We start from the raw sequence: 24,312 nt of genomic DNA, 5'->3' as shown, positions 1-24,312 counted from the left end.
CTATGATGAGCGCCATTCGGGTAGTGATCGCCGACGACAGTTACGTGGTGCGTGACGTGCTACGCGCGCTGCTCACCCGGGATGGCGACATCGAGGTGGTCGGCGAAGCCACCAATGGCCGTGAAGCGGTCGAGCTGGCAAGGCGCCTCTCGCCTCAGCTGATCACCATGGACCTCAACATGCCGGTGATGGACGGGATGAGCGCCATCGAAGAGATCATGCATACCAAGGGGGTGCCGATTCTGGTGATCAGCGACCGCTCGGACGCCCAGACGGCCTACAAGGCGCTGGAAGTGGGCGCCCTCGAGGTCATGCCCAAACCCGCCTTCGAGGACCAGGACGCCGAGCACCTGCTGACCCGGGTACGCCTGCTGGCCGGCGTGGCAGTGATTACCCGGTTACGGCGCCGCACGCCTGCCGCGCTGCAGGCGCAGCGGCCGACCCCAGGCGCCATGCCCGTGGCACTGCCGCGCGGTTTTCAGCATGTCATCGCCATCGCCTGCTCGACGGGCGGCCCCCAGGCGCTGGCGCGGCTGCTGAACAGGCTGCCGGCGACCTTTCCTGCGCCGATCGTCATTGCCCAGCACATCAGCCACGGGTTCATTGAAGGCATGGCCCAGTGGCTGGCGTCGCTGTGCGCCCTCACGGTCAGCGTTGGCCAACCGGGTGAGCGCCTGCTGCCAGGCCATGTCTACCTGTCACCGTCGGAAAGCGACATGCACGTTACATCTCAGCATCGTCTCGAGCTTGCACCAAGCGCCCTGGATGCGCTTTACCATCCGTGTGGCGATGTGCTGCTGAAAAGCGTGGCCGAGGTATACGGGACTGACGCCATTGGCCTGATCCTGACCGGCATGGGCCGCGACGGGGTCAGCGGCATGCGCGCCATCCACCTTGCCGGAGGCAGGACGCTGGCCCAGGACGAGGCAAGTTCGGTGATCTATGGCATGAATCAGGAGGCCGTCAACGCCGGCGTCATCCAGCACATTCTTGCCCTGGATGACCTGCCTGGCCGGCTCTTGCGCGATGTCGGCTGCTCCGCGGCGCTATGGCAGCCCACTTCATGAATATACTTGCCCCCTTCAAGGAGCTGGTCCAGAAGCGCTGCGGGCTGCAGCTTGACGGTATGGCCGAGGCGCGCCTCAGCAAGGCGCTCGAGACACTCCAGGCCATGACCGGGCTTGACGATGCCCCGGCGCTGCTTGACCGCCTGGAGCGAGAACACACGCTTTTTGATCACTTCATCAGCCAACTGACCGTCAACGAGACCTACTTCTTTCGCGAGCCCGATACGCTCGACTGGCTGGTGGATACACACCTGCCGGAGCGTCTGGCGGCAAAGGGCGCGCCGCTCTCCATTCTGAGTGCCGGCTGCTCGTCCGGCGAAGAACCCTACAGCCTCGCCATGGCGCTATTCGAACGCTACGGCGAGCGGGCCACGCAGCTGTTCACGCTCGCTGGTGGCGATATAGACCAGCACATTCTGGGCAAGGCGCGCCAGGGTATCTACGGCGGCATGGCATTTCGCGCCCTGCAGCCGGCGTTGAAGCTGCGCTACTTCGAGAGCCATCGCAATCTCTACAAGATCAGCGACACGCTGCGCCGCTGGGTCACGTTTCACCCCTTCAATCTGCTGCAGCCATCGGCCAACGCCCTGCAAGGCCCGTTTGACGTCATTCTCTTTCGTAACGTATCGATCTATTTTGACGAGCCGACGAGGCGGCGCATCCAGCAGTATCTGCATCGGCTGCTGGCCCCCCAGGGCATCATGCTGTGCGGGGTCGCGGAAACGCTGGGCAATGATCTGGGCGTGTTCACGCTTGCCCGCAGCGGAGACGTGTTCTATTTCCGGCCGGACAAGATACCGACAGCGCCCGTGGCATCCGCCCCGGTGGTTGATACCCGAGCACCTGAACTGCCCGCCGAAGCGGTGGCTCACCCTGTGCTTGCGCCCAAGGCCCCACCCCGTGAAGCGCCGACGCCTGATGAACCGCCGGCCTCGTTCAGCCAGGCGCTTCAGCGTGCCCACCGACTGCTCGACCAGAACGAATTTCAGCAGGCGGCGGAGCTGCTCGAAGCCCTGCGGGCCGAGCAGCCCTGGTCGGTGGATGTGCTGTTGCTCTCGGGGCTGGTGGCGCGCTGGCAGCAGGTACCGCAACAGGCCTACGATTTTTTCAAGCGTGCCATCTATACCGCACCTGACTGCTGGCCGGCACACTTCTACAAGGCCGAGCTCTTCCGTCAGGGCGAGCTTGCCGATGATCCGGTGCAATGCCGCCACGGCTATAGCGCGGTCATCCGCCTGCTGGATGAAGCCCCGACTGCCGGCGGCGGCCTGCAGGTCATTACCTCGCCGCTGCCACCAGGAGATGCACTGTTTCTGGCCAGTCGTCATCTCGATGCCCTCCTTGCCACACAGGGAGCCAGCTGATGGCACTGGATATCCGACGTTTTATACAGCGCTTCATCGAGGAAGCAACGGATCATCTGCCCCGCCTGCGCCAGGGCGTCAGTGCGCTGGAGTCGGGGCAGCGTGACCCGGAACTGATCAACGAGCTGTTTCGCTCGGCGCATACCCTCAAGGGCTCATCGCGAATGCTCAAGCTTGTGCCGATCACCGCGCTTGCCCACAGCACCGAAGAGCTGCTGAGTGCCCTGCGTGACGGCACCCAGGCGCCCGATGACTCGATTACCAGCCTTCTCAATCAGGCCATTGACGCCATTGCCGACCAGGTCAACCGGCTGGCCCAGGATACCCCGCCCGAGGCGCTGCCCGAAGCCGATGCGGCGCTGTGCCAGGCACTGGAAGCGGCGGCTCTTTCCCAGCCGCCGGTAGCGGATGACCCGCCGCCTAATGCGGCGCTAGCGCCGCCTGCCGAGGTCGTGCCGAGCGTACTCTCAAGCGCGGCGTCGGACCTTCACTTGAGCGATACCGTGCGCGTTCGCCTCGACCGGCTGGATGATGTCATTCGCCTGATGGGAGAAGTGCTTTCCGGCCACCATCATCTGCATACGCTGGCGGCCGAGGCGACCAGCCTGAGCCGCTCGCTTTCGCCGACGCAGCAAGGGCGCTTCAGCGCGTTCAGCCGTGAGCTGAAAGATAGCGTTCTAACGCAGGACACCCTGATGAGCGATCTTCACGATCGCGCCCTGCAGATGCGCATGCTGCCGCTCGGGGTCGTGTTCGATCCATTGGCGCAAATGGCCCGTGAATTGGGCCGCTCTCTTGGCAAGCAGGTCGACTGCCGTGTACGCGGCAGCGAAATCGAGCTCGACCGCCAGATGATCGACCGGTTGTCCGACCCGCTGATACACCTGCTGCGCAATGCCCTGGACCATGGCATCGAGACGCCCACGCAACGCCAGGCCGCCGGCAAGCCACCGCGCGGCCAGCTGACCCTGGAAGCCTGGCAGGATGGCGGCTGGGTCGTGGTGGAGATGCGCGACGATGGCGCCGGTATCTCACTCGATGCCGTGCGCCAGAAGGCGCTTGCCAAGCAGTTGATCAGTGAAGAGGCGCTCGATGCGCTGAGCGAACCGGAAACCCTGGAGCTGATCTTCCTGCCCGGGTTTTCCACCAAGAGCATGATTACCGACTTTTCCGGGCGCGGCGTGGGAATGGATGTCGTCAAGCGCACCATCGTCGATGAGCTAAGCGGAGACCTCAAGCTGAGCAGCGAGCCTGGCAAGGGCTCACGCTTTACCCTGAGGCTTCCTCTGTCACTTGCGATGATGCGCGTACTGCTGGTAAGCGTCGGCGGTATGACGCTGGGGGTGACCGCGCCCTTCGTGGCGGAGCTGGTCAAGCGCACCTCGGATACCTTCATCGATGCCGCCGGCCAGACCACGCTGATTCTGCGCAACGAGTTCGTCCCGGTGATCGAGCTTGCTGACTTGCTGGCGCTGCCCAGAACGCAAACAAGCAGCGATGAAACACTGCTGCTGGTGGTCCATCAGCGCCAGCAGAAGCTTGCCCTGAAGATCGACGCCCTGGTGGATGAGCGCGACATGGTCATCAAGGCGCTGCCGCCCCACTTGCGCCATCTGCCGCTGGTGTCCGGCATGGTCTCGATGGGACGCAATGCCCTGGTGAGCCTTCTGCACGTGCCGGTGCTGATCGAACGCAGCCGCCGTGCGACTCAGCGCTTACCCGAGGCGTCGTCATCGCACAAGAGCCACCACATACTGGTGGTCGATGATTCGCTCAACACGCGGGAAATCGAAAAGGACGTGCTCGAAGCGTGGGGGTATCAGGTCACCCTGGCGGAGAATGGCCGCGATGGTCTGGCCAAGGCGCTGGCCGAGCCCTTCGACGCGGTACTCACCGATATCGAGATGCCGATCATGGATGGCTTTGCACTTACCGCCCGACTGCGTGAAAATGAGGGTTATTATCATAAACCGATCATCATCATCACTTCACGGGAAAAAGAGGCCGACCGCCGACGCGGTATCGAGGTAGGCGCTGATGCCTACATCGTCAAGGGCAGCTTTGATCAAAACAACCTGGTGGAAACGCTCAAGGCCCTGCTGGGCTAGTGTACTGTACTCAACGAGGCACCGATGCGCATACTGGTCGTAGATGACGACTCGCTGGCGGGCGAAATTACCGCCGCCTATCTCGAAGCACTGGGCCACGAGCCGGTGATAGCCCTTGACGCCATGGAAGCCGCCAGTCAGCTGGATACACACGCCGATATTGCCCTGATCGTCAGCGACATGCACATGCCGCTCATCGATGGCCTGGCGCTTCTGGCCATGCTGCGCGAGCAGGGTATTACGCTACCCTTTATCCTGCTGACCGGCGATGCACCGCCGCCTGGCGCAACACGCCAGCCAGGGCTTACCGCCTGCCTGCAAAAGGATACTGACCTGGATGTCGCTTTGGCTCGTGCCATCGAGCAGGCATTCAAGGCATGAGCCATAACATTTGATATGCTTATAACGTTCGCCCAACTGTCCAGGTAGCCTGATGCCCGCACCGGCCCCATCGCTGCACGAGAAGCTTAACCAGCTACGCCAGCGATTCATCGCTCAGCTCCCCCTGCGCCTGCAGCAGACGGCCGACCAGTGGCAGGCCAGCCGTGCTTCGTGCGAGGCCGAATCACGCCTGGCGCCGGATCTTCACCGATTCTTCCACAGCTTGAAGGGTACCGGGCGTTCGCTGGGCTTCGAGCGCCTGGCGCTGCTCGCCGAAAAGGCCGAGGACGCGCTTACCGATGCGCACCCACGGGCCGACCTCGATGACTTCATGACGGCGCTGCTGTGCCAGTTGAACGATGAGCTTAGCTACCTGCAAACCGACCAGGGCCAGCAGGCATCACTGGCCGCGCTGAACAGCGTCGAATTTACCCACCAGCCTGAACAGGTACGCAGCAAGCGCCAACGGCTCATCTACCTGTGTGACGACGAGCTGGAGCATGTCAGCTCCCTGGTGCATCATCTGCGCTGCTTCGGTCATGAAGTGGTGCATTTCGCCGATACCGAGACGTTTTTCAACGCGGTGCTGACCCGCCGCCCCGATGCCGTGATCATGGACGTGCAGTTTCCCCACGGGCAGACAGCGGGCACCGAAACGCTGACCAGCCTGAACCGGCTGACCGGCCAGGAGCTGCCTTCCATCGTGCTCTCGGGCCATGGCGATTTCCACTCCCGCTTGAGCGCTGTGCGTGCCGGCTGCAACGGCTACTTTACCAAGCCGGTGAAGCCGCTGGACCTGATGCTCGCCATCGATGAGCTGACCGCACCGGTGGATGACGAGCCGCTGCGCGTCTTGATCGTCGACGATGAGCGCGAAGTGGCCGAGTATCATGCCCTGCTGCTCGAAGAGGCCGGCATGATCGTCCATCAGATCCATCACCCCAACGATGCGCTGAACGCGCTCGAACGCTTCAGCCCGGATCTGCTGCTGGTGGATGTCTACATGCCGGTCTGCTCCGGCACCGAGCTTGCCAATATCATTCGCCAGCAGCCGGAGTACGTGGGCCTGCCGATCATCTATCTCTCCAGCGAAACCGACAGCCAGAAGCAGATGTCGGCCATGGCCGCCGGCGTCGAGGCCTTCATCACCAAGCCGGTAGTCCCCGATGAGCTTGTATCGGCGGTACGCCTGCGCGCCGAACGCCTGCGCCTTCTGCGCTCGCTGATGACCCGCGACAGCATGACCGGCCTTTACAACCACAGCACCACGACGGACTTGATCAACAAGACGCTTGCCCAGGCACACCGCAGCGGTGGCCGACACGCCATGGCGATGATCGATATCGACCACTTCAAGACGGTCAACGACACCCACGGCCATCTGGCAGGCGATCAGGTCATCATCACGCTGTCCAGGCTGCTCAGGACTCGCCTGCGGCTTTCAGATACCATTGGCCGGTACGGCGGCGAGGAGTTCGTCGTACTGCTTCGGGATGTCAGCATTGCGCAGGCGACCAGCCTGATCGACGGGCTGCGCCAGGACTTCGCGCTGGTGGATTTTCACGCCGGGGGCGTAAGCTTTCGCTGCACCTTCAGCGCCGGTATCAGCGACTTTCCCAACCACCCCACCACCCAGTCGCTGCGCCTGGCCGCCGACCAGGCGCTCTACCGCGCCAAGCATCAGGGTCGCAACCGGGTGACCAGCAGCATGGAGTCGGCCCATGACGGCGAATGACCAAGGCCCGCTAACCCTCGATCAGGTGCTGGGCGAGTACGACGCCGACAGCGGCGTGGTGGACGTGGAGGAGCCCAGCCAGCAGCTGGTGCTGTTTCGCCTGGGCGGCCAGCGGTTTGCGCTGCCGGGGAGCGCCGTCAAGGAGATCATCAGCCACGACCAGCCGGTCTATTTCGTGCCGGGCCTGCCGGCGTCTACCGAAGGCGTACTGCATCTGCGCGGGCATATCGAATCGGTCATCCTGCCCCATGTGTTGCTCGGCCTGGAACCGAAGGCGTCTGCGTCGGGCATGATCTTGCTGGTCGCAGCGGCCGGTATACGCAGCGGAGTGCGTATCGAGCAACTCGATGATGTGTGCGATGTGCCGCAAAGCCTGCTCAAGGCGCCGCCTGAAACACTTTCCGAGACGCTGCGCCCTTTCGTGAGCGCCCTGTGGCAACCAGAAGAAGGGGCGGCCGCTGTCCTGCTCGACCCGGAAGCGCTGTTCAATGCCTATCAGCAGGGGCTTGGGTAGCCATGCAAGGCGCGGGGGTGCCCCTGGTGCTGTTCAACGCCGGAGCGTATCGCCTGGCCCTCGAGGCACGCTTTGTTACCGGCATGGCCGATACGCCTACAGCTGCCCGTCGCGCCGAGGCTTCGGCGCTGCTCTTTCAAGCGCCCCCTTCCTCACCCCCCGCTTACTGGCTGACGCTGAGCGATACGCAGGGCACCTGGCAGCTCGGCGTTCACCATCCGGTCGCCCTGCGTTCGCTGGCAGCCGACGAGCTCTACCCGTTGCCGCCGCTGCTCATGGCGCGCCGCGCTCATCCAGCACTGTGCGGTATCGCCTTCGAGCCGCCGGCATCCCGCCTGCTGCTGGATGCACGCAGGCTCTGGATACCCGCAGATGCAGCCCGGCCTGACTAACCTGCCAGCCATAGGCAATCAACTCTATCGCCCTTCTCCACCCCATGGTTCGGGGGAATGACCGCCAGCGCGTCGGCCTCGATACACGAGGAGAGCACGGCAGAGTTCTGGTCGGCAAAGGCGCTTGCGGTAATGCCCTGAGCGGTAAACGCAAGTGCTACGCGCATATAGTGCTGGCGCGGCCCGGTCGAGGTGGCAAAATCCGCCGTGGCTGACAGCGCCGGAAGGGCAGCAAGCGCCGGGCAGCCCAGGAGCGCGCCCATCAGCGGGCGTAGAAACAGCCAGGCGCCCACGAACCCGGAAACCGGATTGCCCGGCAGGCCAACAAAACGCGCCTGGCGGCCATCGCTACGCGGCAGCCGGCCCAGCGCCAAGGGCTTGCCGGGGCGAATGGCAAGTTTCCACATATCCAGCTGGCCAAGCGCGTCGAGCGCTGCCTTGACGTGATCCTCCTCGCCTACGCTGACACCGCCTGTACTCACGACCACATCCGCCGCGCTGGCCGCCTGTTCAAGCAGCGCTCGGGTCTGTTCGGCGTCGTCCGGCACGCTGATCACGCAAACCACGTCGGCGCCGAAGTTCTCCAGCAGCCGCTTGAGCATCGGGCGGTTGGAATTGTAGAGCTGGCCCGGCTTCAGCGGTGCGCCCGGCTCGATGATCTCATCGCCGGTGGAAAGCAGCGCCACCCGTGGCCTTCGGCGCACCCTGACCTGGGTGATGCCCTGCCCGGCCAGATGGCCAAGGGCAGCGGCTTCCAGGCGCTGCCCTGCAGCAAGAAGACGCTCTCCCCTGCGCACGTCACGGCCCATCAGGCGGATATTGTCACCCTTGGGGATATCGTCAGGCAGAAGCACCGTGTCGCCCTCGAGCGTCACGCGTTCCTGGATCACCACGCAGTCCGCCCCCGGAGGAATCTCCCCGCCGGTAAAGATGCGCGCGCAGGTGCCTGCCTCAAGAGGCACGGCGGGGCTGCCGGCGGCAATCCGCTGGCTGACCGGCAGGCGCTTGCCCGCCTCAACAGCGCGCAGGGCATAACCGTCCATGGCGCTGTTATCGAAGGGCGGCACGTCAAGCGTTGCCAGCACGTCTTCGGCCAGCACGCGGCCGGGCGCGTGTTCCAACGTCACCTGCTCGGCCTCAAGCGGGGCCACATCTGCCAGCAGCGCCTCAAGCGCCGTTTCGATTGGCTGCAGTTCAGCCATGCTGACCTCGCCCGGGAATCACCAGGTTGGCGAAGTTGCACGGTTTATGACGACTATCCAGCTGCTCGGCCAGAATGCCGTCCCACCCGGTGCGGCAGGCACCGGTAGACCCCGGCAGGCAGAACACCACCGTGGCGTTGGCAAGCCCGCCCAGGCAGCGGCTCTGAATGGTGGAACTGCCGATCTCATCGCCGCTCAGGCGGCGAAAGTGCTCGCCAAAGCCCTCGATATGCTTGTCCAGCAGGACAGACACCGCTTCGGGAGTGGAGTCCCGCCCGGTAAAACCGGTGCCGCCGGTAGTAATCACCACCTGCACGGCCGGGTCGGCGATCCAGCCGGCCACTACCGCGCGGATGCGGTAAACGTCATCCGCCACGATGCGCTTTTCGGCAAGCGTATGGCCAGCATCGGTCAGCCGCTCGGCAAGGGTCTGGCCGCTGCGGTCGGTCGCTTCGGTTCGGGTATCCGAAATGGTGAGGATGGCGATATTCAGAGGCTCCATGGGTTCCATGCGCCTACTCCTGATTCTGTTTCTTGGCCTGGCGCGCCTCGAGGGCAGCCAGTTGCTCCGGGGTGGCCGCTGCCTGGTGGTTCGCTTTCCACTCGCTGTAGGGCATGCCGTAGACGTACTCGCGGGCCGCCTCCAGCTCCAGTGATTCGCCACGCTCCTCAGCGGCGCTGACCATCCACTTGGAAAGACAGTTGCGGCAGAAATCCGCCAGAATCATCAGGTCGATGTTCTGCACATCCTTGTTGTCGTCCAGATGACGCAGCAGGCGACGAAAGGCGGCGGCTTCAAGCTCGGTACGGGTTGTCTGATCCAGTTCGTTAAATGCTGACATTGCCGTTTTCTCATGAAGATTGATGTAGAACCAGCATAACAAAAGACACCGCCAAATGGCGGTGTCTCGAAGGCAACGATACTTCTCAGCTGGTTCGCGTGGCCGACGCCCCGGCGTTCGATGCCTTGCGCGCGGCCAGCTCTTCTTCGGGAATCGCCTGATCCTTGACCTCGTCGTACCACAGGTTGTGGTGCTCCTTGGCCCAGGTTTCATCCACGTAGCCGGTGGTCATGGCTTCCAGCGCGCCTTCGGTCCCCAGCGTGCCGATATAGATATGCCCCAGGGAAATCGCCGTGATGCCCAGTGCGCCCACGGCGTGAATGACGTTGGCCCACTGCATGGTGTCGCGGCTTTGATCGAAGTTGGGGAAATCAAGCACGAAGCCACTGGCCACGACCATCAGACCCACGCTTGCCAGTATCCAGTACCAGGCCTTCTCGCCGCCATTGGCAAAGCCGGCATCCACGTGCTTCTTGCCGATCATGCCACCGCCTTTCTTGAGCCATACCCAGTCGTGCCATTTGGGTATGTTTTCCTTGATCAGGCTTGCCAGCATGATCACCAACAGCACACCAAAGATGGGGCCCATATAGTTGTGCAGCAGCTTGGAGGCGGCAATCATCCACGCCCAGACGGCATCGCCAAACAGGGTACGGAACACGAACTTGCCGAACAGCAGGTTCAGCCCGGTCAGCGCCAGGGTCAGAAACAGCGTGGCCACGGTCCAGTGAAGCGCGCGCATCATCAGTGACCAGCGCGGAATCAGCCGTCCGGTACGCGGGGCTTCCAGATGCTTGCGCCCGACGATCAGGTAGAACAACGTGATCAGCGCAACGGTGGCCCCTATGGCGATCAGGCCAAACGGAGAGACCCAGCGGTTACGGATATGTCGCCAGGTTTCACCGCTTGCATTGATCAGGCTGTAGTTGCTGTCGTGACGCGAATCACGGTAGTTGGGGCCGGTTTCGCCGCTGCGCACCTGACGCCACTGATCGGCGGTGATGCCTGGTGCGGCAGTGGTCATTTCACGGTCCGGGTCGGCCTGGGCCACGGCCACCTGGGTGACGGCAAGGCTCATCACCAGTACAAGTGCCATCGCGACAAACCGCCAGATGCCAAGGGCAAGCCCCTTACCTGAGCGCGGCACCCCAACGGGCGCCGGTGCAGTCAACAGGTTCATGACACGCCTCCTTACCCTTTCTGGGCAGCATCGTAGGCTAGGTGGTCGGTACTGGCCTGCGGGTTGTTGGACCAGGCGCCATCCTTGTGGCCGCGCTGAACGACCCGCTGACGGAAGATGTCCGCCACGTCCTGGGCATCACCGGCCAGCAGCGCCTTGGTGGAGCACATTTCGGCGCACAGCGGCAGTTTGCCTTCGGCAATCCGGTTGGCGCCGTATTTTTCGTACTCTTCTTCCTTACTCTCGGCAGGGCCGCCGGCGCAGAATGTGCACTTGTCCATCTTGCCGCGTTCGCCAAAGGCGCTGGTCTGCGGGAACTGCGGCGCGCCGAACGGGCAGGCGTAGAGACAGTAGCCGCAGCCGATGCACAGATCTTTATCGTGCAGCACGATACCGTCATCGGTCTTGTGGAAGCAGTCGGTCGGGCACACCGCCATGCAAGGCGCGTCATCGCAGTGCATGCAGGCCACCGAGATCGACATCTCGCTGGCTTCGCCGTCGTTCAGGGTCACGACGCGACGCCGTTGAATGCCCCAGGGCACTTCGTTGGCATTCTTGCAGGCAGTGACGCAGCCGTTGCACTCGATGCAGCGCTCGGCGTCACACATGAATTTCATTTGAGCCATGATGTTCTCCTCTTGCCAGGGCAGGCAACTGCCTGCCCTGGCCAAATCTCTGGTTGACCGGACCTAGGCGCGCTCGATGCGGCAGATGGTGCACTTGGTCTCTTGCATCAACGTGACCGGGTCGTAGCCGTAGGTGGTCGCGGTGTTGGCCGCTTCGCCGATCACGTAGGGATCAGAGCCCGCCGGGTAACGGTCGCGCAGGCTTTCGCCCTGGAACATGCCGCCAAAGTGGAACGGCATGAAGGCAACCTTGCGGTCCACCCGCGGCGTCACCAGCGCTTTCACCTTCACGCGGCCGCCTTCGGCGCCTTCCACCCATACCTGATCGCCGTCTTTCACGCCCAGGTCGTTGGCATCCGCCGGGTTGATCTCGACGAACATCTCCTGCTGAAGTTCGGCCAGCCACGACATGGAGCGGGTCTCTTCGCCGCCACCTTCGTACTCGACCAGACGCCCCGAGGTCAGGATGATCGGGTAGTCGGCGCTGTTGTCGCGCGCCTGGATGGACTTGTAGAGCGTCGGCAGGCGCATGATGGAGTCGAAGTCATCCCAGGTCGGGAAGCGCTCGACCAGATCGCGCCGGGTGGTATAGAGCGGCTCGCGGTGCTTGGGCACTTCATCGGGGAAGGTCCACACCACGGCACGCGCCTTGGCGTTACCGTAAGGCGCACAGCCGTGCTCGATCGCGACCCGCTGGATACCGCCGGAGAAGTCGGTTTTCCAGTTCTTGCCTTCCGCAGCCTGCTTCTCTTCGGCGGTCAGGTCGTCCCACCAGCCAATATCCTTGAGCAGCTGGTCGGTAAACTCCGGGTAGCCGTCGTCGATGTCGCTGCCTACCGGCGCGGAGCCTTCGGCCAGCAGGTTGACGCCGTCGCGCTCGATACCAAAACGCGCCCGGAAGCCCATGCCGCCTTCCATGACCGGAATGCTGGTGTCGTAAAGGTTGGGCGAACCTGGATGCCTGAACTCCGGCGTTCCCCAGCACGGCCACGGCAGGCCGTAGTAGTCGCCATCGGCCGGGCCGCCTTCGGCGCGCAGGTTCTCGAAGCTGAAGGTATGCCAGTTCTTCTGGTGCTCTTTGAGGCGTTCCGGGCTTTGGCCGGTGTAACCGACAGTCCACATGCCGCGGTTGATCTCACGCAGCACGTCCTCGATCACCGGGCGGTTGCCGTCCATCGCGTAGTTCTTTACGAACTGCTCGCCAAAGCCCAGCTTGCGTGCGAACAGGTACATGATTTCATGGTCAGGCTTGGACTCGAACAGCGGTTCGATCACCTGGTCGCGCCACTGAATGGAGCGGTTGGTGGCGGTCACGCTGCCGGTGGTTTCGAACTGGGTCGCGGCGGGCAGCAGATACACGCCGTCGGTGCGGTCGTGCATGACCGATGCAACGGTGGGATAAGGGTCAACGATGACCATCATCTCGAGTTTCTGCATGGCCTTTTGCATTTCGGTACCGCGGGTTTGCGAGTTGACCGCATGGCCCCAGTAGAACATGGCCTTCAGCGCGGTACGCTGGGAGATGTTTTCGTCTTCTTCCAGCACCCCGTCCACCCAGCGCGATACCGTGATGCCACTGGTATACATGGGCTGGCCATCGGCGTATTCGGTATCGTCGAAACGACCCTGCAGCCACGCGTAATCCACGTCCCAGACATCGGCCCAGTGCTGCCACGCACCTTCGGCAAGGCCGTAGTAGCCCGGCAAGGAATCGCAGCCCAGGCCCAGGTCCGTTGCGCCCTGAACGTTGTCATGGCCACGCAGAATGTTGGCGCCGCCACCGGATTTACCGATATTGCCCAGCGCCAGCTCCAGAATGCAGTAGGCCCGAGTGTTGTTGTTGCCGGTAGTGTGCTGGGTACCCCCCATGCACCACACCACGCAACCGGGGCGGTTGTCGGCAAGGCGCTTGGCCACATCGAACATTTCCGCTTCGGGTACGCCAGTGACCTCTTCAACGACGCTGGGCGGGAACTGCTCGACTTCCTTGCGCACCTCGTCCATGCCGTAGACACGCTGGTTGATGTACTCGCTGTCTTCCCAGCCGTTGGCGAAGATGTGCCACAACAGGCCCCAGATGTAGGCAACGTCGGTGCCGGGGCGCAGGCGAACGTACTTGTTGGCCTTGGCGGCGGTGCGGGTGAAGCGCGGGTCAGCGACGATGATGTCGCAGTTGTTGCGCTCCTTGGCGATCAGGAAGTGCTGCATCGCCACCGGGTGCGCTTCGCTCGGGTTGGAGCCGATGAACAGCATCGACTTGCAGTTGTGCATGTCGTTGAGCGAGTTGGTCATCGCCCCGTAACCCCAGGTATTGGCCACACCAGCCACCGTGGTGGAGTGGCAGATACGCGCCTGGTGGTCGGTGTTGTTGGTGCCCCACATGGAGGAGAGCTTGCGCATCAGGTACGCCTGCTCGTTGCTGAACTTGGCCGAGCCCAGCCAGTAGACGCTGTCGGGGCCGTAGCTTTCGCGCAGCTCTAGAAGCTTGTCGCCAATTTCATTGACCGCTTCTTCCCAGCCCATGCGCTGCCACTCACCCGCGACCAGCTTCATCGGGTATTTCAGGCGGCGGGTGGAGTGACCGTGCTCGCGCAGCGATGCGCCCTTGGCACAGTGCGAGCCACGGTTGATGGGGTGATCGAAGGCCGGCTCCTGCTTGGTCCAGATACCTTCCTGAACTTCGGCATACACGCCGCAGCCCACCGAGCAGTGCGAGCAGATGGTGCGCTTGGTCTCGACCGGCGAGTCCAGCACCGGCGTCTTTTCTGCGGACTCTGCCCGCTGCATCATGGGCGCGCCGATAAAACCGGCAGCGGCCACGCCGCCAACCGTTGCACCGCTGCGTTTCATGAACTGACGACGCGAAATTCCAAGCCCCGGGGCCTTGGGCGTATCAGGTTTGCGAGTAAGGCGCATGGCTATTCTCCTGGCGTTCAGCCGTCAGTCACGCAGCGAAGCGTAGTAAGCCCGAATATGGTCGGTTTCGTGATAGTTCTTGGCCTGGGCCGCAGGCGCGGCCTGCTTGGGTGCATCTGCCTGTGCGAGCGTGGCGTGGCCAACCGCCGCTCCCACGCCTGCCGCCGCAGCGCCAAGACCCACTGTTTTCATGAACCGCCGGCGTTCGGGATTGTGAGACGTTTGCATGAGGAGATCCTCTTTTCTGCTTGTGTTGTCGGCCCAAGGGCCCTGTTCCTGGCTTGCTGCCACTGCCCCTCAGGGCGTCATGATACGCACGGGACGGTAGGCGGCCTGCGCCTCCATGCTCGCCCGCTCACTCTCTATAAATGCACTGCCCAACTGGCCGGTAGCGGCGTAGAAGGCATTTTCAAGCCTGCCCATATCCGCGAAACAGCGACCTGCCCAGGGCGCGATATGGCGCTGGAAAAAATCGACCTGCTCGTCGCGACTTGCAACAATCAGCATCGCCATGACTTCACACTCGGCAGCCAGATGGTCCTCGGGTTCGTGAACCGCATCGCGCCGCTCGAACCCGAGCATGCGCAGGTCCCGGCGCAGCGCCACCAGGGCGCTGTCCATCAGCTCGCCATTCAGGTAGAAGGAGGCGTAGGGCACGATATCGCCCTGAATGACGCCGACCAGATGATTGAAATGCGCCCGCGAAAGCGCCTCTGGCGTACTGCTGCGCGCTGCCTGAATCAGCGCCGCCCAGCATTCGGCAAGCCGGCTGCCGTCGGCGTCACTTTCAAGCGTTGCCAGCCACTCGAGCAGCTCGGTATCCGGCGGCTGGCGAATCAGGCTGGCCAGCAGCTGGTAGATATCCGCACGGATGGCCTCCGTCTCGCTTATCACGCCCTGTTCATCATTCATCGCCATTACACCTTGAGTTGCGCATTGGGGTCGCGCGCCATGGTCAGCCAGACATCCTTCACCCGGCAGTCCTCGCACATTTCCAGGCGCGCCAGCGCCTCACCGGCAAAATAGGGGTGATTGGCGAGCTTCTGCTTCATCATGGCGACCGTACTGGCAGTGGCAAACGGCTTCGCGCAGCGAATGCACTCAAACGGCGCTTCCTCGTGACAGACATGACGCTCAAGACGCTCCGGCGCGGCCAGAAAACCGGGCACCAGGGTAATCGCATCTTCCGGGCAGGCCTTTTCGCACAGGCCGCACTGCACGCAGTCCGCTTCGCGGAAGCTGAGCGACGGCGAGTCGCGGCCGGCCGCCAGCGCAGGCGTCGGGCAGCTGCTGACGCAGGCAAGGCAGAGCGTGCAGGCGTTGCTGTCCACGTCAAGGCCACCGTAGGCGGCGCGCTCGGTCACGGCGTGGCGCTGGCCGCTGGGCTGGCCCAACGCCGCCAGACACTCGAGCACGCGATTGAGCCGGGTGCGCTTGTCCGGCTCATTCAAGGCAAGGGAGGTATCGGTCAGCGGCATCAGGCGCGGCAGGGCATCCCGGGCCACCTGCTCGCCAGGGGCTATCAGTTGAACCCGCTCGGGGGCGTGGCCCAGAGCTTCCAGCAAGCGCTGGGCCTGGGCCAGTTGATCCTCAAGAAACGCGCTCAGCCGAGGCGGCATCGCTTCATGCAGCTGAATTCTGACCTCTGCCGCACCGCTGGCAAGCGCCGTCAACCACTGATCGTGGCCTGCAGCCCCCAGCTCTTCAAGCGGCACATCCAGCACGTGGCCTGCCGTTACCACGCCTGCGTGCTTTTCAGCATCCAGGGTGTCATGGGTCACAAAACGCATGACCGGCTGAGTGCCGCCGGCGTCGCGGTAGGCGGCAAGCCAGGTAGCCAGCGTATCCTGCTGACGGCGGGTTTCCGGCAGGCGGAACTCGATCGCCCCGGTCGGGCAGGCGCTGGTGCAACTGCCTACGCCCTGGCACAGGAACGGGTCAATCTCGATTCGCGATTCGATGCGCCCCTGATGGCTGGTAATCGCATCGGCGGGGCACACGTCCAGACAGCGCGTACAGCCAATATTGCCACTCGAGGAGTGGGCGCAGAGGTCGCTGTTGACCTGAAAATAGCGCGGCTTGTCGAACTCGCCGACCAGCTCGACGGCGCGCTCGAGCACGCTTTCAAGCGGCTCACCGGCCACTGCTGGCTGTGTGCTCCACGTCAGGTAGCCCGGCGGCGGCAGCTCCCAGCGGCAAACGTCGCAGGCAGCTCCCTCGCCGGTCATGTCCAGCACTACGTCGAACACGTCGCGGGATATCAGTGCACGGGCAAGGTTGAGCGCCTCGCCATCCGCGGGCTGAAGGTTGACCGCGAAGTTGCCCAGATGACCGTCGACAGTGAGTTGCTGGCACTGTTCGGGGGCCAGGGCGTAGTGGGCAGCGGGCTCGCTGCCGCCAGCCAAGGGCGAAAGCGGCGCCTCGGCATCGGTGGACAGCAGAGTGATCGACGCCAACCCACGCCCTTGAAGGGCACGAGCAGCATCGTGAATGGCGCGCTCGCTACCCAGCAGCAAAAGATGCCCACGGCTGTGGTAGGTCACGTTCGCTGGCGTCAGGTTGGCCGGCCACGAGATACGCTGGCGCACGGCTTCTCGGGCAGCGGCGTTACGCTGGTCGTCGATGGACGCCAGGGGTATTTTTTGATTCATGCATTCTCACGGTCAAGAGGTCATGCTAGTTAGCATCTAGTGCGCTATTTTTTAGTTTCTGCTTCTCTTGGTTTTCGGCTTCCATGCCTTTTTCTTTAAACTTTGAACATAGGTTCTTTAAACACAGGTTCTTTAAACATAGAGCAATAATACGCCCCGGGCCGCTTGCCCGTATGTCCGATTAGCCAACGCTTTGGCGCTTATTAGCACTTATTGCGCGGTGGCGGCATCGGATTCAGGGCTATTTTTTAGTCAGCGCTGTCGGTGCCGTCATGGCGGACAGGTTTATGCCCAACAGCACTAAGTTTATCAGCACTTTCTCCAGAATCGGCCCTTTCTATAGCGTTCGTTGGCTGAGTGCAAGTATTTGCGTCATCGCCCGGCTCCTCACGGGGCGCGTCTGACGGTTCGCGTGTTTCGTCATGATCAGACGAATCCAGCGCTTCTTGCGCCTTGTGCGTCCAGCGACGCAGCTTGTCTGCCAACCCATCGGTCATGGGCTTGAGCTGCTGGCGATAATCCGCGTCGTAGTCGTCCAGGCCGTCTCTGACATTATAGTTGCCGGTCGCCCATAGCCGCTTCAGCGCCCGCCGACGCAGCGCCGTACTCACCCCGGACGCCATGAAGATGCTGAAATCGCTTCCGGCCGGCAGAAGATCAGGGTCGGGCAGGCTGTCATCGAGGCTGCCCGGCGCCGGTGCGTCAGACTCGATGGAGCTAGGCGTACCGGCGTCGGGTGCTGCCTGGGGCGACTCAGGGGCCTGGGTTTCAACGCCTTGCGCCGGGGTGTCGTCAACCTCCGGTGCTGAGGTGGCCTCGCGACTCTCGACACCGCGCTTGCGCTGCGACCAGCGCTCCCAGCGACTCACGGGGGCGGCTCCTGGCCGGGCGTGGGCTGTGCCCGCCCGGCGCCCTTGCGCTTTTTCTTGCGCCCCTGTACCGGGGCTTCGCCGTGGCGTGCCAGATAACTCTCTAGCCATACCTGAATGGCCACCGGCATGGGGCTTTCAAACACCTGCTGCTCGCCGTCGAGCCAGCCTGCCGCGACGTCCTGACTGGCGGTAATCGCATCGGGCCTTGGGGCCTGGCCGGTGAAGCCGGCGCGCACGAACAGTCTGGGCGACGTGGAACTCAGGTTGAAGCGGTAGGCGGCACGCTCGGTCATGGTAAGCTGAAGGCCCAGCGGGTAATCCCCCTGCTCGCCCGGCGTCAGTTGAGCAATCCGCCACTGAGTGAGCGTAAAGCCCTTCATCTGCTTGGGCTCGGCGGCCAGGGTCACGCTGAGCGTGCGTAAATTATCGTGCATGGGAGGTGAACACCTTGAACGGGTAGACAAGTAAGCCTCTTGAACGCCATCATCGTCAACAGGGCGTGTTTTACTCTACTATTGCTCATTCATCCATAGCAGCGCCTGACCAGTGACCAGCGAGGATTGCGGATGCCCGCCCTTCAGTTAAGCCGTGCCCGCTTGCCGGCCACTACCACCATTGACATCATGGACGCCTACGGCGAGATACGCCAGCAATCCATTGCCGCCGAACGCGCCCTGACGGTCTACCTCAACAAGCGTGAAATCGTTACGCTCATGACCCTTGGCGATGCCCCGGAAGCCTTGGTGGTCGGCTACCTGCGCAACCAGGGACTGCTTCGTGCCGCCGACGACCTGCTCGCCGTGCAGGTGGACTGGGAGGTCGAGTCGGCGGTGGTGGTAACCCAGCGCCTGCCCGATGACCTCGAAGCCCGCCTGGGCCACCGGACCGTCACTACCGGCTGTGGCCAGGGTACCGTGTTTGGCAATCTGCTCGAGCAGACCGCCTTGGCCGCCCTGCCCGCCACGACGCTTGCTCAATCTGACCTCTATCAACTGCTCACTAATCTGAACGCGTATAATGATACCTATAAAAACGCGGGCGCCGTACATGGCTGTGCGCTGTGCCACCAGACAGCAGTGCTCGATTTCGTGGAAGACGTAGGCCGCCATAACGCCGTGGATACGCTCGCCGGGCGCCAGTGGCTGGCCCAGGCGGCAAGCAGTGATGCGGATATTTTCTACACCACCGGGCGCCTGACCTCCGAGATGGTGCTGAAAGTGGCGCAGATGGGCATCAGCGTGCTGGTATCGCGCTCCGGCGTAACCCAGAAAGGCGTGGAACTTGCCGAGCGCTTCGGGGTCATGCTGATCGCCCGAGCCAAGGGCAAGCAGTTCCAGGCCATCAACGCCGGCGCCCGGCTGACGCTTGATAGCCCTCCACCCCGGCCGCCTGCGGCCAGAACCTCCAAGGAGGCAGGCGTATGATTCCCGCTCACTCCATTACCGGCCTGGTGCTCGCCGGCGGCGAAGGCCGCCGCATGGGCGGGCGCGACAAGGGACTCGTGCCCTTTGCCGGTCTGCCGCTGGTGACCCACGTCATGCAGCGTTTCGAAGGTCAGGTAAATGAGCTTCTGATCAATGCCAACCGCCATCTGGACGGTTACGCCCTGCTGGGCGCGCGCGTGATCAGCGATGTCGAAGAGGGCTTCAAGGGGCCGTTGATGGGCATCTACAGCGGTCTGCGGGCGGCCAGCACGCCCTGGCTGCTGGTTGCCCCCTGCGACTCCCCTGCGCTGCCCCGGGACCTGGTGGCACGCATGGTGGCAGGCATTGGCGAGCACGATATCGGCGTTGCCCATGACGGTGAGCGCCTGCACCCGGTGGTAGCCCTGCTGCGCACGACGCTTGCCGACGACCTGGCCACCGCTCTGGCCGAGGGCGAGCGCAAGATCGACCGTTGGTACGCGCGCCACGCCTGGTGCCAGATCGATATGTCCGACTGCCCCGAGGCCTTTGCCAACCTGAACACCGAAGAAGAGAAGCACCGCCTGGAGCAGACGCTTATGGGCGCCAAGGAGATGCCATGACGCTTTCCTGTTTTGAGCTGGGCGAAACCATGCTCAGCGTCAATGAGGCCATGACCGCGCTGATGACGCTGGTAACCCGCACCACGGGAAGTGAAAGCGTGCCGCTGGAAAAGGCCCATGGCCGGCGTCTGGCAGCAGACGTCACCGCGCCGATCAACGTGCCCCAGCAGACCAACGCGGCCATGGACGGCGTGGCCCTGGCCTGGCCCGATACGCGGGATACCCGCTGGTCGGTGGCCGGTGAAGCGTTCGCCGGCCAGGCGTTTGCCGGGCCGGTTCCCGCCGGGCAGTGCGTGCGCATCACCACCGGCGCCCCGCTGCCGGAAGGTACCGACACCGTGATCATGCGCGAGCAGCTCGACGAGCAGGCTGACCATGTCACGATCAATGCGCCGGAGCGGATCAAGCGCGGCCAGCATATCCGTCAGGCCGGAGAAGACATCCGCGCCGGCAGCGTGGCCCTTGCCGCCGGCACCCGCCTGGACGCCGCCGCCATGGGGCTGATCGCATCACTGGGCTACGCCGAGGTGAGCGTTACCGCCCGCGCGCGGGTCGCGATCTTCTCCACCGGCAACGAAGTGACCGCGCCAGGGAAAGCACTGCCTCCAAGCGCCATCTACGACGCCAACCGCTTCACCTTGACGGGCCTTTTGACCGAGCAGGGCGCCGAGGTGATCGACATCGGTATCCTGCCCGATGACCCCAACGCCATTCAGCAGGCGCTGGAAGATGCCGCCCGACAAAGCGATCTGGTGATTACCAGCGGCGGCGTCTCTGTCGGCCAAGCCGACTTCACCCGCCAGGCGCTCCAGTCAATGGGTCAGCTCGCCTTCTGGCGCGTGGCGCTGCGTCCCGGACGGCCGATGGCCTGTGGCCTGATTGGCGAGCAGCAGACGCCCTTTGTTGGCCTGCCCGGCAATCCGGTGGCGGTCATGGTAACCTTCAGCCAGTTTGTCGTGCCGCTTTTACGCGCCCTGGAAGGCCAGGCGCCTTCACTACCCCGCCGCCTGACGGCGATTGCCGAAACCGCGCTCAAAAGCCGCCTTGCACGCACCGATTTTCTGCGCGGCGTGTATCGCTGTGACGCGCAGGGCGTGCTGCATGTGCGTGACACCGGCGCCCAGGGCTCCGGCATCCTGACCTCGATGGTGGCTGCCAACTGCCTGATTGAGCTAGGCGACGACCAGCCAGGCGCTCAACCCGGCGAGGCAGTCTGCATTCAACCACTAGCGAGATGGCCATGACCGAACAGTTGATAGATGATTTTGGCCGACGCGTAAGCTATGTGCGTATTTCGGTGACCGACCGCTGCGACTTTCGCTGCGTGTACTGCATGAGCGAGGAGATGACGTTTCTGCCCCGCGCGCAGGTGCTCACTCTGGAAGAGATCGGTCAGATTGCCCGCGCCTTTACCGAGATGGGCGTCGAGAAGATCCGCCTTACCGGGGGCGAGCCGCTGGTACGTGGCGGTATCGAGCAGCTGGTCGATGAGATCGGCGCCCTGCCCGGGCTGAACGACTTCACCATGACCACCAATGGGGCGGGCCTGCGCAAGCATGCCAGGCGGCTTTACGAAGGCGGGCTGCGGCGGCTCAACATCAGTCTGGATTCGCTCGACCCGGCACGCTTCAAGCAGCTTACCCGCACCGGCGATCTGGCCAAGGTGATCGATGGTATCCACGCCGCCAAGGAAGCCGGTTTCCAGCGCATCAAGCTCAACGCGGTGATCCTCAAGGGCCGCAACGAGGATGAGGTGCTGGACCTGGTCGAGTTTGCCCGCAATGAAGGGCTGGATATCAGCTTCATCGAAGAGATGCCGCTTGGCGATGTGTCGGACCACTCCCGCGCCGAAACCTTCTACTCAAGCGATGACGTGCAGGCCGTGATCGAGCAGCGCTACCCGTTGCTGCCGACCACGGAAACCACCCCCGGCCCGTCGCGCTATTTCAAAATGGCCGACAGCGACAGCCGGATAGGTTTCATATCGCCCCATAGCCACAACTTCTGCGAGTCCTGCAATCGCGTGCGGGTGACCGTCGAGGGCCGCCTGCTGCTCTGCCTGGGCAACGAACACTCGGTAGACCTGCGTGCCGTGCTGCGCCGTTACCCAGGCGACATGCAGCGGCTCAAGCAGGCCATCATCGATGCTCTGCCCCTCAAGCCCGAGCGCCACCACTTCACTACCGATGGCGACGTGCAGGTCGTGCGTTTCATGAACATGACCGGGGGTTAGCGTGGCTGGCGTAAAAGTGCCGGTGCATATCGTCACCGGGTTTCTGGGCAGCGGCAAGACCACGCTTATTCACAGCCTGATCAAGCAAAAGCCTGTGGATGAAAAATGGGCCGTGCTGGTCAACGAGTTCGGCCAGATCGGGATCGATCAGGCCATGTTCGAAAGCCGTGACGACGTGGTGATCAAGGGCTTGCCCGGCGGCTGCCTGTGCTGCCAGCTCGCTTTCGTGCTTCAGGCGGCGCTGGTCAATCTGCTCGCGCGCAGCAAGCCCGACCGCGTGATCATCGAGCCTTCGGGCCTTGGCCATCCAGCAGGACTCCTGGACCTGCTGCGCGGCGAGGCGTTTGCCGAGGTGGTGGAGGTGCGCGACATCATCGCCACCCTGGACCCGCGGCGCCTGGAAGACGAGCGCGCCCGCACTCATGAAACCTTTCAGGACCAGCTGGCCATTGCCGATGCGGTGGCGCTGACCATGCTCGATCACGCAACACCTGCCCAGCGCCAGGCCGCCCAGCAGTTTGCCGAAGCGCTATGGCCGCCCCCCAAGTGGATCGAACCGGTTGCCAATGGTGAACTGCCGCTCGAACGCCTGACCGGCAGCGGCCACAGCCAGGCGGGAGAGCTTGCCGTGCCCGATGCGCACCGCACGCTGAACGCCCCGCCCAGCCTCGAAGGCAGCTTTTTTGACGCTCCACCGCCCCGCGGCAGCGTACAAAAAGAAACCGGCACCGCGCTTGGCTACACAAGCCTCGGCTTGCGCTGGCACCCTGCCGAGCATTTCGACCTGGACCAGTTGGCCCACGTGCTGAGCGAGCTTCCCGGCAGCGCACGCATCAAGGGGGTGTTTCATACCTCCAGCGGCTGGCAACGGCTCAACCGCGCCGATGGAGCGCTGACATTCGAAAGCAGCGCCTGGCGCCAGGACTCCCGCCTGGAAGTCATTCTTCCCGATACCCTGGTCGCCAGCGTGCCGGATGCCTCTGCCCTGGCCGAGCAGTTGAGGCGCAGGGCACTGCTGCCAAGCGAGGCGTAGAGCGCCAGCTGACCAATCTCCTGTTCGCCCCGCCCCGCGCTCGCTGCTATCGATCACGGTAGCCCTATGGCCCACCACCCTTGCGCGGGTTTTAGACCGGCATGTTCTAGCCCCTTCCAGAAAAAGCGCCGCACCAGGCGCAGTCTCCTCACCTGCCTCGCAAACAGCATCATGCAACACATTGTTCCTGAAGCACTTGGCGACAAAGGGCATTTAATCTTAGAATATGAGAAGATATCTCATATAAAACATTTTCTCATGAAAGGAGTCGCTATGAAAAACACTGCCATGACTACCCGTGTACTGGCCACCTCTCTGCTGCTGGGCGCCGTCAGCGCGACCGCTTATGGCGAGGATCGCGTCGCCACGTTTGACCTGGGCGGCCTGGATACGCTGGATGCATTAGGCTTGAGTGATCGCGTGGTGGGCGTGCCGAAGTCCAACCTGCCGGCCTATCTTGAACAGTATGACACGGATGACATTACCGATATTGGCGGCTTGCGCTCCCCGGACTTCGACGCACTGGCCAACAGCAAGCCGCACCTGATTCTGTTTACCGGCCGCCAGGGCGAGTGGCAAACGGAGATGGAGACGGTTGCCCCCACCCTGAATACCGGCGTACAGGGCGATGACTACCTGGCAGCCTTTGACGACAACGTCCGCGAGATTGCCAGCCGCCTGCACGCAGAAGCACGCGCCGAAGAGGCCCTCGAAACGCTGCATGGCGAGATCGAAGCCCAGCGGGAAGCATTGAGCGACGCGCCGCGCACGCTGGTGGTCACCCACAACGACGGTAATCTGACCCTCAATCAGCATCCGGTGGTGCACGAGGTGCTGGGCGTGGAAACACTGGCAATACCGGATAGCGTGACGTCCGAAACCTACGGCAGCCGCACCTTTACCCCGCTTTCTGCCGACGCGATTGGCGAAATCGACCCCGCCGTCGTGCTGATCATCGATCGCAGCGCAGCGATTGGCAACGAACCTGCCGACCTGGAAGCCCTCGAGCACGACTTGACGGAGGCAGGTGCGTCGGATGTGCGCCTGGTCAGCCTGACGCCGGCGCTCTGGTACCTCTCCGGCGGCGGCCTGCAGAGTCTGGCCATGCAGGTTGAAGAAGTCACCGCCGCGCTGGGTTCATCGAACTAAGCAGGTTCATCGAACTAAGCG

At 63.3% G+C, this 24,312-nt stretch carries 24 protein-coding genes; 13 read left to right on the top strand and 11 right to left on the bottom strand.

Going from position 1 to position 24,312, the window contains the following annotated elements; all coding sequences use genetic code 11:
- Positions 1 to 5: 5 nt before the first annotated feature.
- From cheB to HW452_RS13275, 7 genes are read left to right on the top strand one after another with little or no spacing between them, the layout of a single operon-like run.
- Positions 6 to 1,067, top strand: a complete 1,062-nt coding sequence (cheB, locus tag HW452_RS13305) for a chemotaxis-specific protein-glutamate methyltransferase CheB (protein ID WP_224106599.1) — start codon at positions 6 to 8, stop codon at positions 1,065 to 1,067.
- Complete coding sequence (locus HW452_RS13300) at positions 1,064 to 2,431, top strand: CheR family methyltransferase (protein ID WP_224106598.1); 1,368 nt, start codon at positions 1,064 to 1,066, stop codon at positions 2,429 to 2,431. Before cheB ends, HW452_RS13300 begins: the two co-directional genes overlap by 4 nt.
- The gene (locus HW452_RS13295) at positions 2,431 to 4,539 is read left to right on the top strand and encodes a hybrid sensor histidine kinase/response regulator (RefSeq protein ID WP_224106597.1); all 2,109 of its coding nucleotides are present in this window, start codon (positions 2,431 to 2,433) and stop codon (positions 4,537 to 4,539) included. Before HW452_RS13300 ends, HW452_RS13295 begins: the two co-directional genes overlap by 1 nt.
- A gap of 24 nt (positions 4,540 to 4,563) precedes the next feature.
- Entirely contained in the window at positions 4,564 to 4,920 is a 357-nt protein-coding gene (locus HW452_RS13290) for a response regulator (protein ID WP_224106596.1), read from the top strand.
- 52 nt (positions 4,921 to 4,972) lie between these two features.
- Positions 4,973 to 6,655, top strand: a complete 1,683-nt coding sequence (locus HW452_RS13285; protein WP_224106595.1) for a diguanylate cyclase — start codon at positions 4,973 to 4,975, stop codon at positions 6,653 to 6,655.
- Entirely contained in the window at positions 6,642 to 7,169 is a 528-nt protein-coding gene (locus tag HW452_RS13280; protein ID WP_224106594.1) for a chemotaxis protein CheW, read from the top strand. The genes HW452_RS13285 and HW452_RS13280 overlap by 14 nt, the downstream gene beginning before the upstream one ends.
- Before the next feature lie 2 nt (positions 7,170 to 7,171).
- Entirely contained in the window at positions 7,172 to 7,561 is a 390-nt protein-coding gene (locus HW452_RS13275) for a hypothetical protein (protein WP_224106593.1), read from the top strand.
- On the opposite strand, the gene glp (HW452_RS13270) is transcribed toward HW452_RS13275, so the two are convergent.
- The 11 genes from glp (HW452_RS13270) to HW452_RS13220 all read right to left on the bottom strand — a co-directional run bounded on the left by glp (HW452_RS13270) (position 7,558) and on the right by HW452_RS13220 (position 18,284).
- Positions 7,558 to 8,763 carry a gephyrin-like molybdotransferase Glp gene (gene glp, locus HW452_RS13270; protein ID WP_224106592.1) on the bottom strand — a complete coding sequence of 402 codons (1,206 nt, stop codon included), beginning with the start codon at positions 8,761 to 8,763 and terminating at the stop codon, positions 7,558 to 7,560. The two genes, HW452_RS13275 and glp (HW452_RS13270), sit on opposite strands and share 4 nt — an antisense overlap.
- Positions 8,756 to 9,274 carry a molybdenum cofactor biosynthesis protein B gene (moaB, locus tag HW452_RS13265; RefSeq protein WP_224106591.1) on the bottom strand — a complete coding sequence of 173 codons (519 nt, stop codon included), beginning with the start codon at positions 9,272 to 9,274 and terminating at the stop codon, positions 8,756 to 8,758. Before moaB ends, glp (HW452_RS13270) begins: the two co-directional genes overlap by 8 nt.
- A gap of 4 nt (positions 9,275 to 9,278) precedes the next feature.
- Positions 9,279 to 9,605 carry a DUF1244 domain-containing protein gene (locus HW452_RS13260; RefSeq protein ID WP_224106590.1) on the bottom strand — a complete coding sequence of 109 codons (327 nt, stop codon included), beginning with the start codon at positions 9,603 to 9,605 and terminating at the stop codon, positions 9,279 to 9,281.
- An 85-nt stretch (positions 9,606 to 9,690) separates the two neighbouring features.
- Positions 9,691 to 10,785: a formate dehydrogenase subunit gamma gene (locus HW452_RS13255; protein ID WP_224106589.1), complete on the bottom strand. Its 1,095-nt coding sequence runs from the start codon at positions 10,783 to 10,785 to the stop codon at positions 9,691 to 9,693.
- A gap of 11 nt (positions 10,786 to 10,796) precedes the next feature.
- On the bottom strand, positions 10,797 to 11,411 hold the full coding sequence (fdh3B, locus tag HW452_RS13250) for a formate dehydrogenase FDH3 subunit beta (RefSeq protein ID WP_224106588.1): 615 nt from the start codon (positions 11,409 to 11,411) through the stop codon (positions 10,797 to 10,799).
- A gap of 63 nt (positions 11,412 to 11,474) precedes the next feature.
- A complete protein-coding gene (locus HW452_RS13245) occupies positions 11,475 to 14,327 on the bottom strand; it encodes a molybdopterin-dependent oxidoreductase (RefSeq protein WP_224106587.1) in 2,853 nt (950 codons plus the stop codon).
- A gap of 24 nt (positions 14,328 to 14,351) precedes the next feature.
- Entirely contained in the window at positions 14,352 to 14,555 is a 204-nt protein-coding gene (locus tag HW452_RS13240; protein WP_224106586.1) for a twin-arginine translocation signal domain-containing protein, read from the bottom strand.
- Between the two features lie 69 nt (positions 14,556 to 14,624).
- Entirely contained in the window at positions 14,625 to 15,239 is a 615-nt protein-coding gene (locus HW452_RS13235; protein WP_224106585.1) for a TorD/DmsD family molecular chaperone, read from the bottom strand.
- 5 nt (positions 15,240 to 15,244) lie between these two features.
- Positions 15,245 to 16,978 (bottom strand): 4Fe-4S binding protein, encoded by a 1,734-nt coding sequence (locus HW452_RS13230; protein WP_224106584.1) that lies wholly within the window; start codon positions 16,976 to 16,978, stop codon positions 15,245 to 15,247.
- Between the two features lie 248 nt (positions 16,979 to 17,226).
- Positions 17,227 to 17,847, bottom strand: coding sequence for a DUF3306 domain-containing protein (locus HW452_RS13225; protein ID WP_224106583.1), 621 nt, complete (start codon positions 17,845 to 17,847; stop codon positions 17,227 to 17,229).
- Positions 17,844 to 18,284, bottom strand: coding sequence for a DUF3305 domain-containing protein (locus HW452_RS13220; RefSeq protein ID WP_224106582.1), 441 nt, complete (start codon positions 18,282 to 18,284; stop codon positions 17,844 to 17,846). The genes HW452_RS13225 and HW452_RS13220 overlap by 4 nt, the downstream gene beginning before the upstream one ends.
- A 132-nt stretch (positions 18,285 to 18,416) precedes the next feature.
- On the opposite strand from HW452_RS13220, the gene HW452_RS13215 reads away from it, so the two are divergent.
- The 6 genes from HW452_RS13215 (at position 18,417) to HW452_RS13190 (ending at position 24,291) form a co-directional block, all read left to right on the top strand.
- Positions 18,417 to 19,274 (top strand): formate dehydrogenase accessory sulfurtransferase FdhD, encoded by an 858-nt coding sequence (locus tag HW452_RS13215; protein WP_224106581.1) that lies wholly within the window; start codon positions 18,417 to 18,419, stop codon positions 19,272 to 19,274.
- Entirely contained in the window at positions 19,271 to 19,876 is a 606-nt protein-coding gene (mobA, locus tag HW452_RS13210; RefSeq protein WP_224106580.1) for a molybdenum cofactor guanylyltransferase MobA, read from the top strand. The genes HW452_RS13215 and mobA overlap by 4 nt, the downstream gene beginning before the upstream one ends.
- Entirely contained in the window at positions 19,873 to 21,120 is a 1,248-nt protein-coding gene (gene glp, locus HW452_RS13205; protein ID WP_224106579.1) for a gephyrin-like molybdotransferase Glp, read from the top strand. Before mobA ends, glp (HW452_RS13205) begins: the two co-directional genes overlap by 4 nt.
- A complete protein-coding gene (gene moaA / locus HW452_RS13200) occupies positions 21,117 to 22,109 on the top strand; it encodes a GTP 3',8-cyclase MoaA (protein WP_224106578.1) in 993 nt (330 codons plus the stop codon). Before glp (HW452_RS13205) ends, moaA begins: the two co-directional genes overlap by 4 nt.
- 1 nt (position 22,110) lies before the next feature.
- The gene (locus tag HW452_RS13195) at positions 22,111 to 23,142 is read left to right on the top strand and encodes a CobW family GTP-binding protein (RefSeq protein ID WP_224106577.1); all 1,032 of its coding nucleotides are present in this window, start codon (positions 22,111 to 22,113) and stop codon (positions 23,140 to 23,142) included.
- 273 nt (positions 23,143 to 23,415) lie between these two features.
- On the top strand, positions 23,416 to 24,291 hold the full coding sequence (locus HW452_RS13190; protein ID WP_224106576.1) for an ABC transporter substrate-binding protein: 876 nt from the start codon (positions 23,416 to 23,418) through the stop codon (positions 24,289 to 24,291).
- Positions 24,292 to 24,312: the final 21 nt, after the last annotated feature.

The sequence above is a fragment of the Vreelandella aquamarina genome (assembly GCF_020075495.1).
GTDB classification, from domain to species: Bacteria; Pseudomonadota; Gammaproteobacteria; order Pseudomonadales; family Halomonadaceae; genus Vreelandella; species Vreelandella aquamarina_A.
The sequence above is the reverse complement of the archived record's forward strand: the minus strand, read 5'-3'. Positions and strand labels throughout refer to the sequence as shown.

Bases quoted from the DNA above. Each gene is read 5' to 3' on its own strand.
- HW452_RS13240 (WP_224106586.1), bottom strand. From the start codon at position 14,555: ATGCAAACGTCTCACAATCCCGAACGCCGGCGGTTCATGAAAACAGTG.
- HW452_RS13260 (WP_224106590.1), bottom strand. From the start codon at position 9,605: ATGTCAGCATTTAACGAACTGGATCAGACAACCCGTACCGAGCTTGAA.
- HW452_RS13280 (WP_224106594.1), top strand. From the start codon at position 6,642: ATGACGGCGAATGACCAAGGCCCGCTAACCCTCGATCAGGTGCTGGGC.
- glp (WP_224106579.1), top strand. From the start codon at position 19,873: ATGACGCTTTCCTGTTTTGAGCTGGGCGAAACCATGCTCAGCGTCAAT.
- HW452_RS13235 (WP_224106585.1), bottom strand. From the start codon at position 15,239: ATGAATGATGAACAGGGCGTGATAAGCGAGACGGAGGCCATCCGTGCG.
- mobA (WP_224106580.1), top strand. From the start codon at position 19,271: ATGATTCCCGCTCACTCCATTACCGGCCTGGTGCTCGCCGGCGGCGAA.
- HW452_RS13290 (WP_224106596.1), top strand. From the start codon at position 4,564: ATGCGCATACTGGTCGTAGATGACGACTCGCTGGCGGGCGAAATTACC.
- moaA (WP_224106578.1), top strand. From the start codon at position 21,117: ATGACCGAACAGTTGATAGATGATTTTGGCCGACGCGTAAGCTATGTG.
- HW452_RS13220 (WP_224106582.1), bottom strand. From the start codon at position 18,284: ATGCACGATAATTTACGCACGCTCAGCGTGACCCTGGCCGCCGAGCCC.
- HW452_RS13245 (WP_224106587.1), bottom strand. From the start codon at position 14,327: ATGCGCCTTACTCGCAAACCTGATACGCCCAAGGCCCCGGGGCTTGGA.
- HW452_RS13190 (WP_224106576.1), top strand. From the start codon at position 23,416: ATGAAAAACACTGCCATGACTACCCGTGTACTGGCCACCTCTCTGCTG.
- HW452_RS13285 (WP_224106595.1), top strand. From the start codon at position 4,973: ATGCCCGCACCGGCCCCATCGCTGCACGAGAAGCTTAACCAGCTACGC.
- HW452_RS13230 (WP_224106584.1), bottom strand. From the start codon at position 16,978: ATGAATCAAAAAATACCCCTGGCGTCCATCGACGACCAGCGTAACGCC.
- glp (WP_224106592.1), bottom strand. From the start codon at position 8,763: ATGGCTGAACTGCAGCCAATCGAAACGGCGCTTGAGGCGCTGCTGGCA.
- HW452_RS13215 (WP_224106581.1), top strand. From the start codon at position 18,417: ATGCCCGCCCTTCAGTTAAGCCGTGCCCGCTTGCCGGCCACTACCACC.
- HW452_RS13295 (WP_224106597.1), top strand. From the start codon at position 2,431: ATGGCACTGGATATCCGACGTTTTATACAGCGCTTCATCGAGGAAGCA.
- HW452_RS13300 (WP_224106598.1), top strand. From the start codon at position 1,064: ATGAATATACTTGCCCCCTTCAAGGAGCTGGTCCAGAAGCGCTGCGGG.
- HW452_RS13275 (WP_224106593.1), top strand. From the start codon at position 7,172: ATGCAAGGCGCGGGGGTGCCCCTGGTGCTGTTCAACGCCGGAGCGTAT.
- cheB (WP_224106599.1), top strand. From the start codon at position 6: ATGAGCGCCATTCGGGTAGTGATCGCCGACGACAGTTACGTGGTGCGT.
- fdh3B (WP_224106588.1), bottom strand. From the start codon at position 11,411: ATGGCTCAAATGAAATTCATGTGTGACGCCGAGCGCTGCATCGAGTGC.
- moaB (WP_224106591.1), bottom strand. From the start codon at position 9,274: ATGGAACCCATGGAGCCTCTGAATATCGCCATCCTCACCATTTCGGAT.
- HW452_RS13255 (WP_224106589.1), bottom strand. From the start codon at position 10,785: ATGAACCTGTTGACTGCACCGGCGCCCGTTGGGGTGCCGCGCTCAGGT.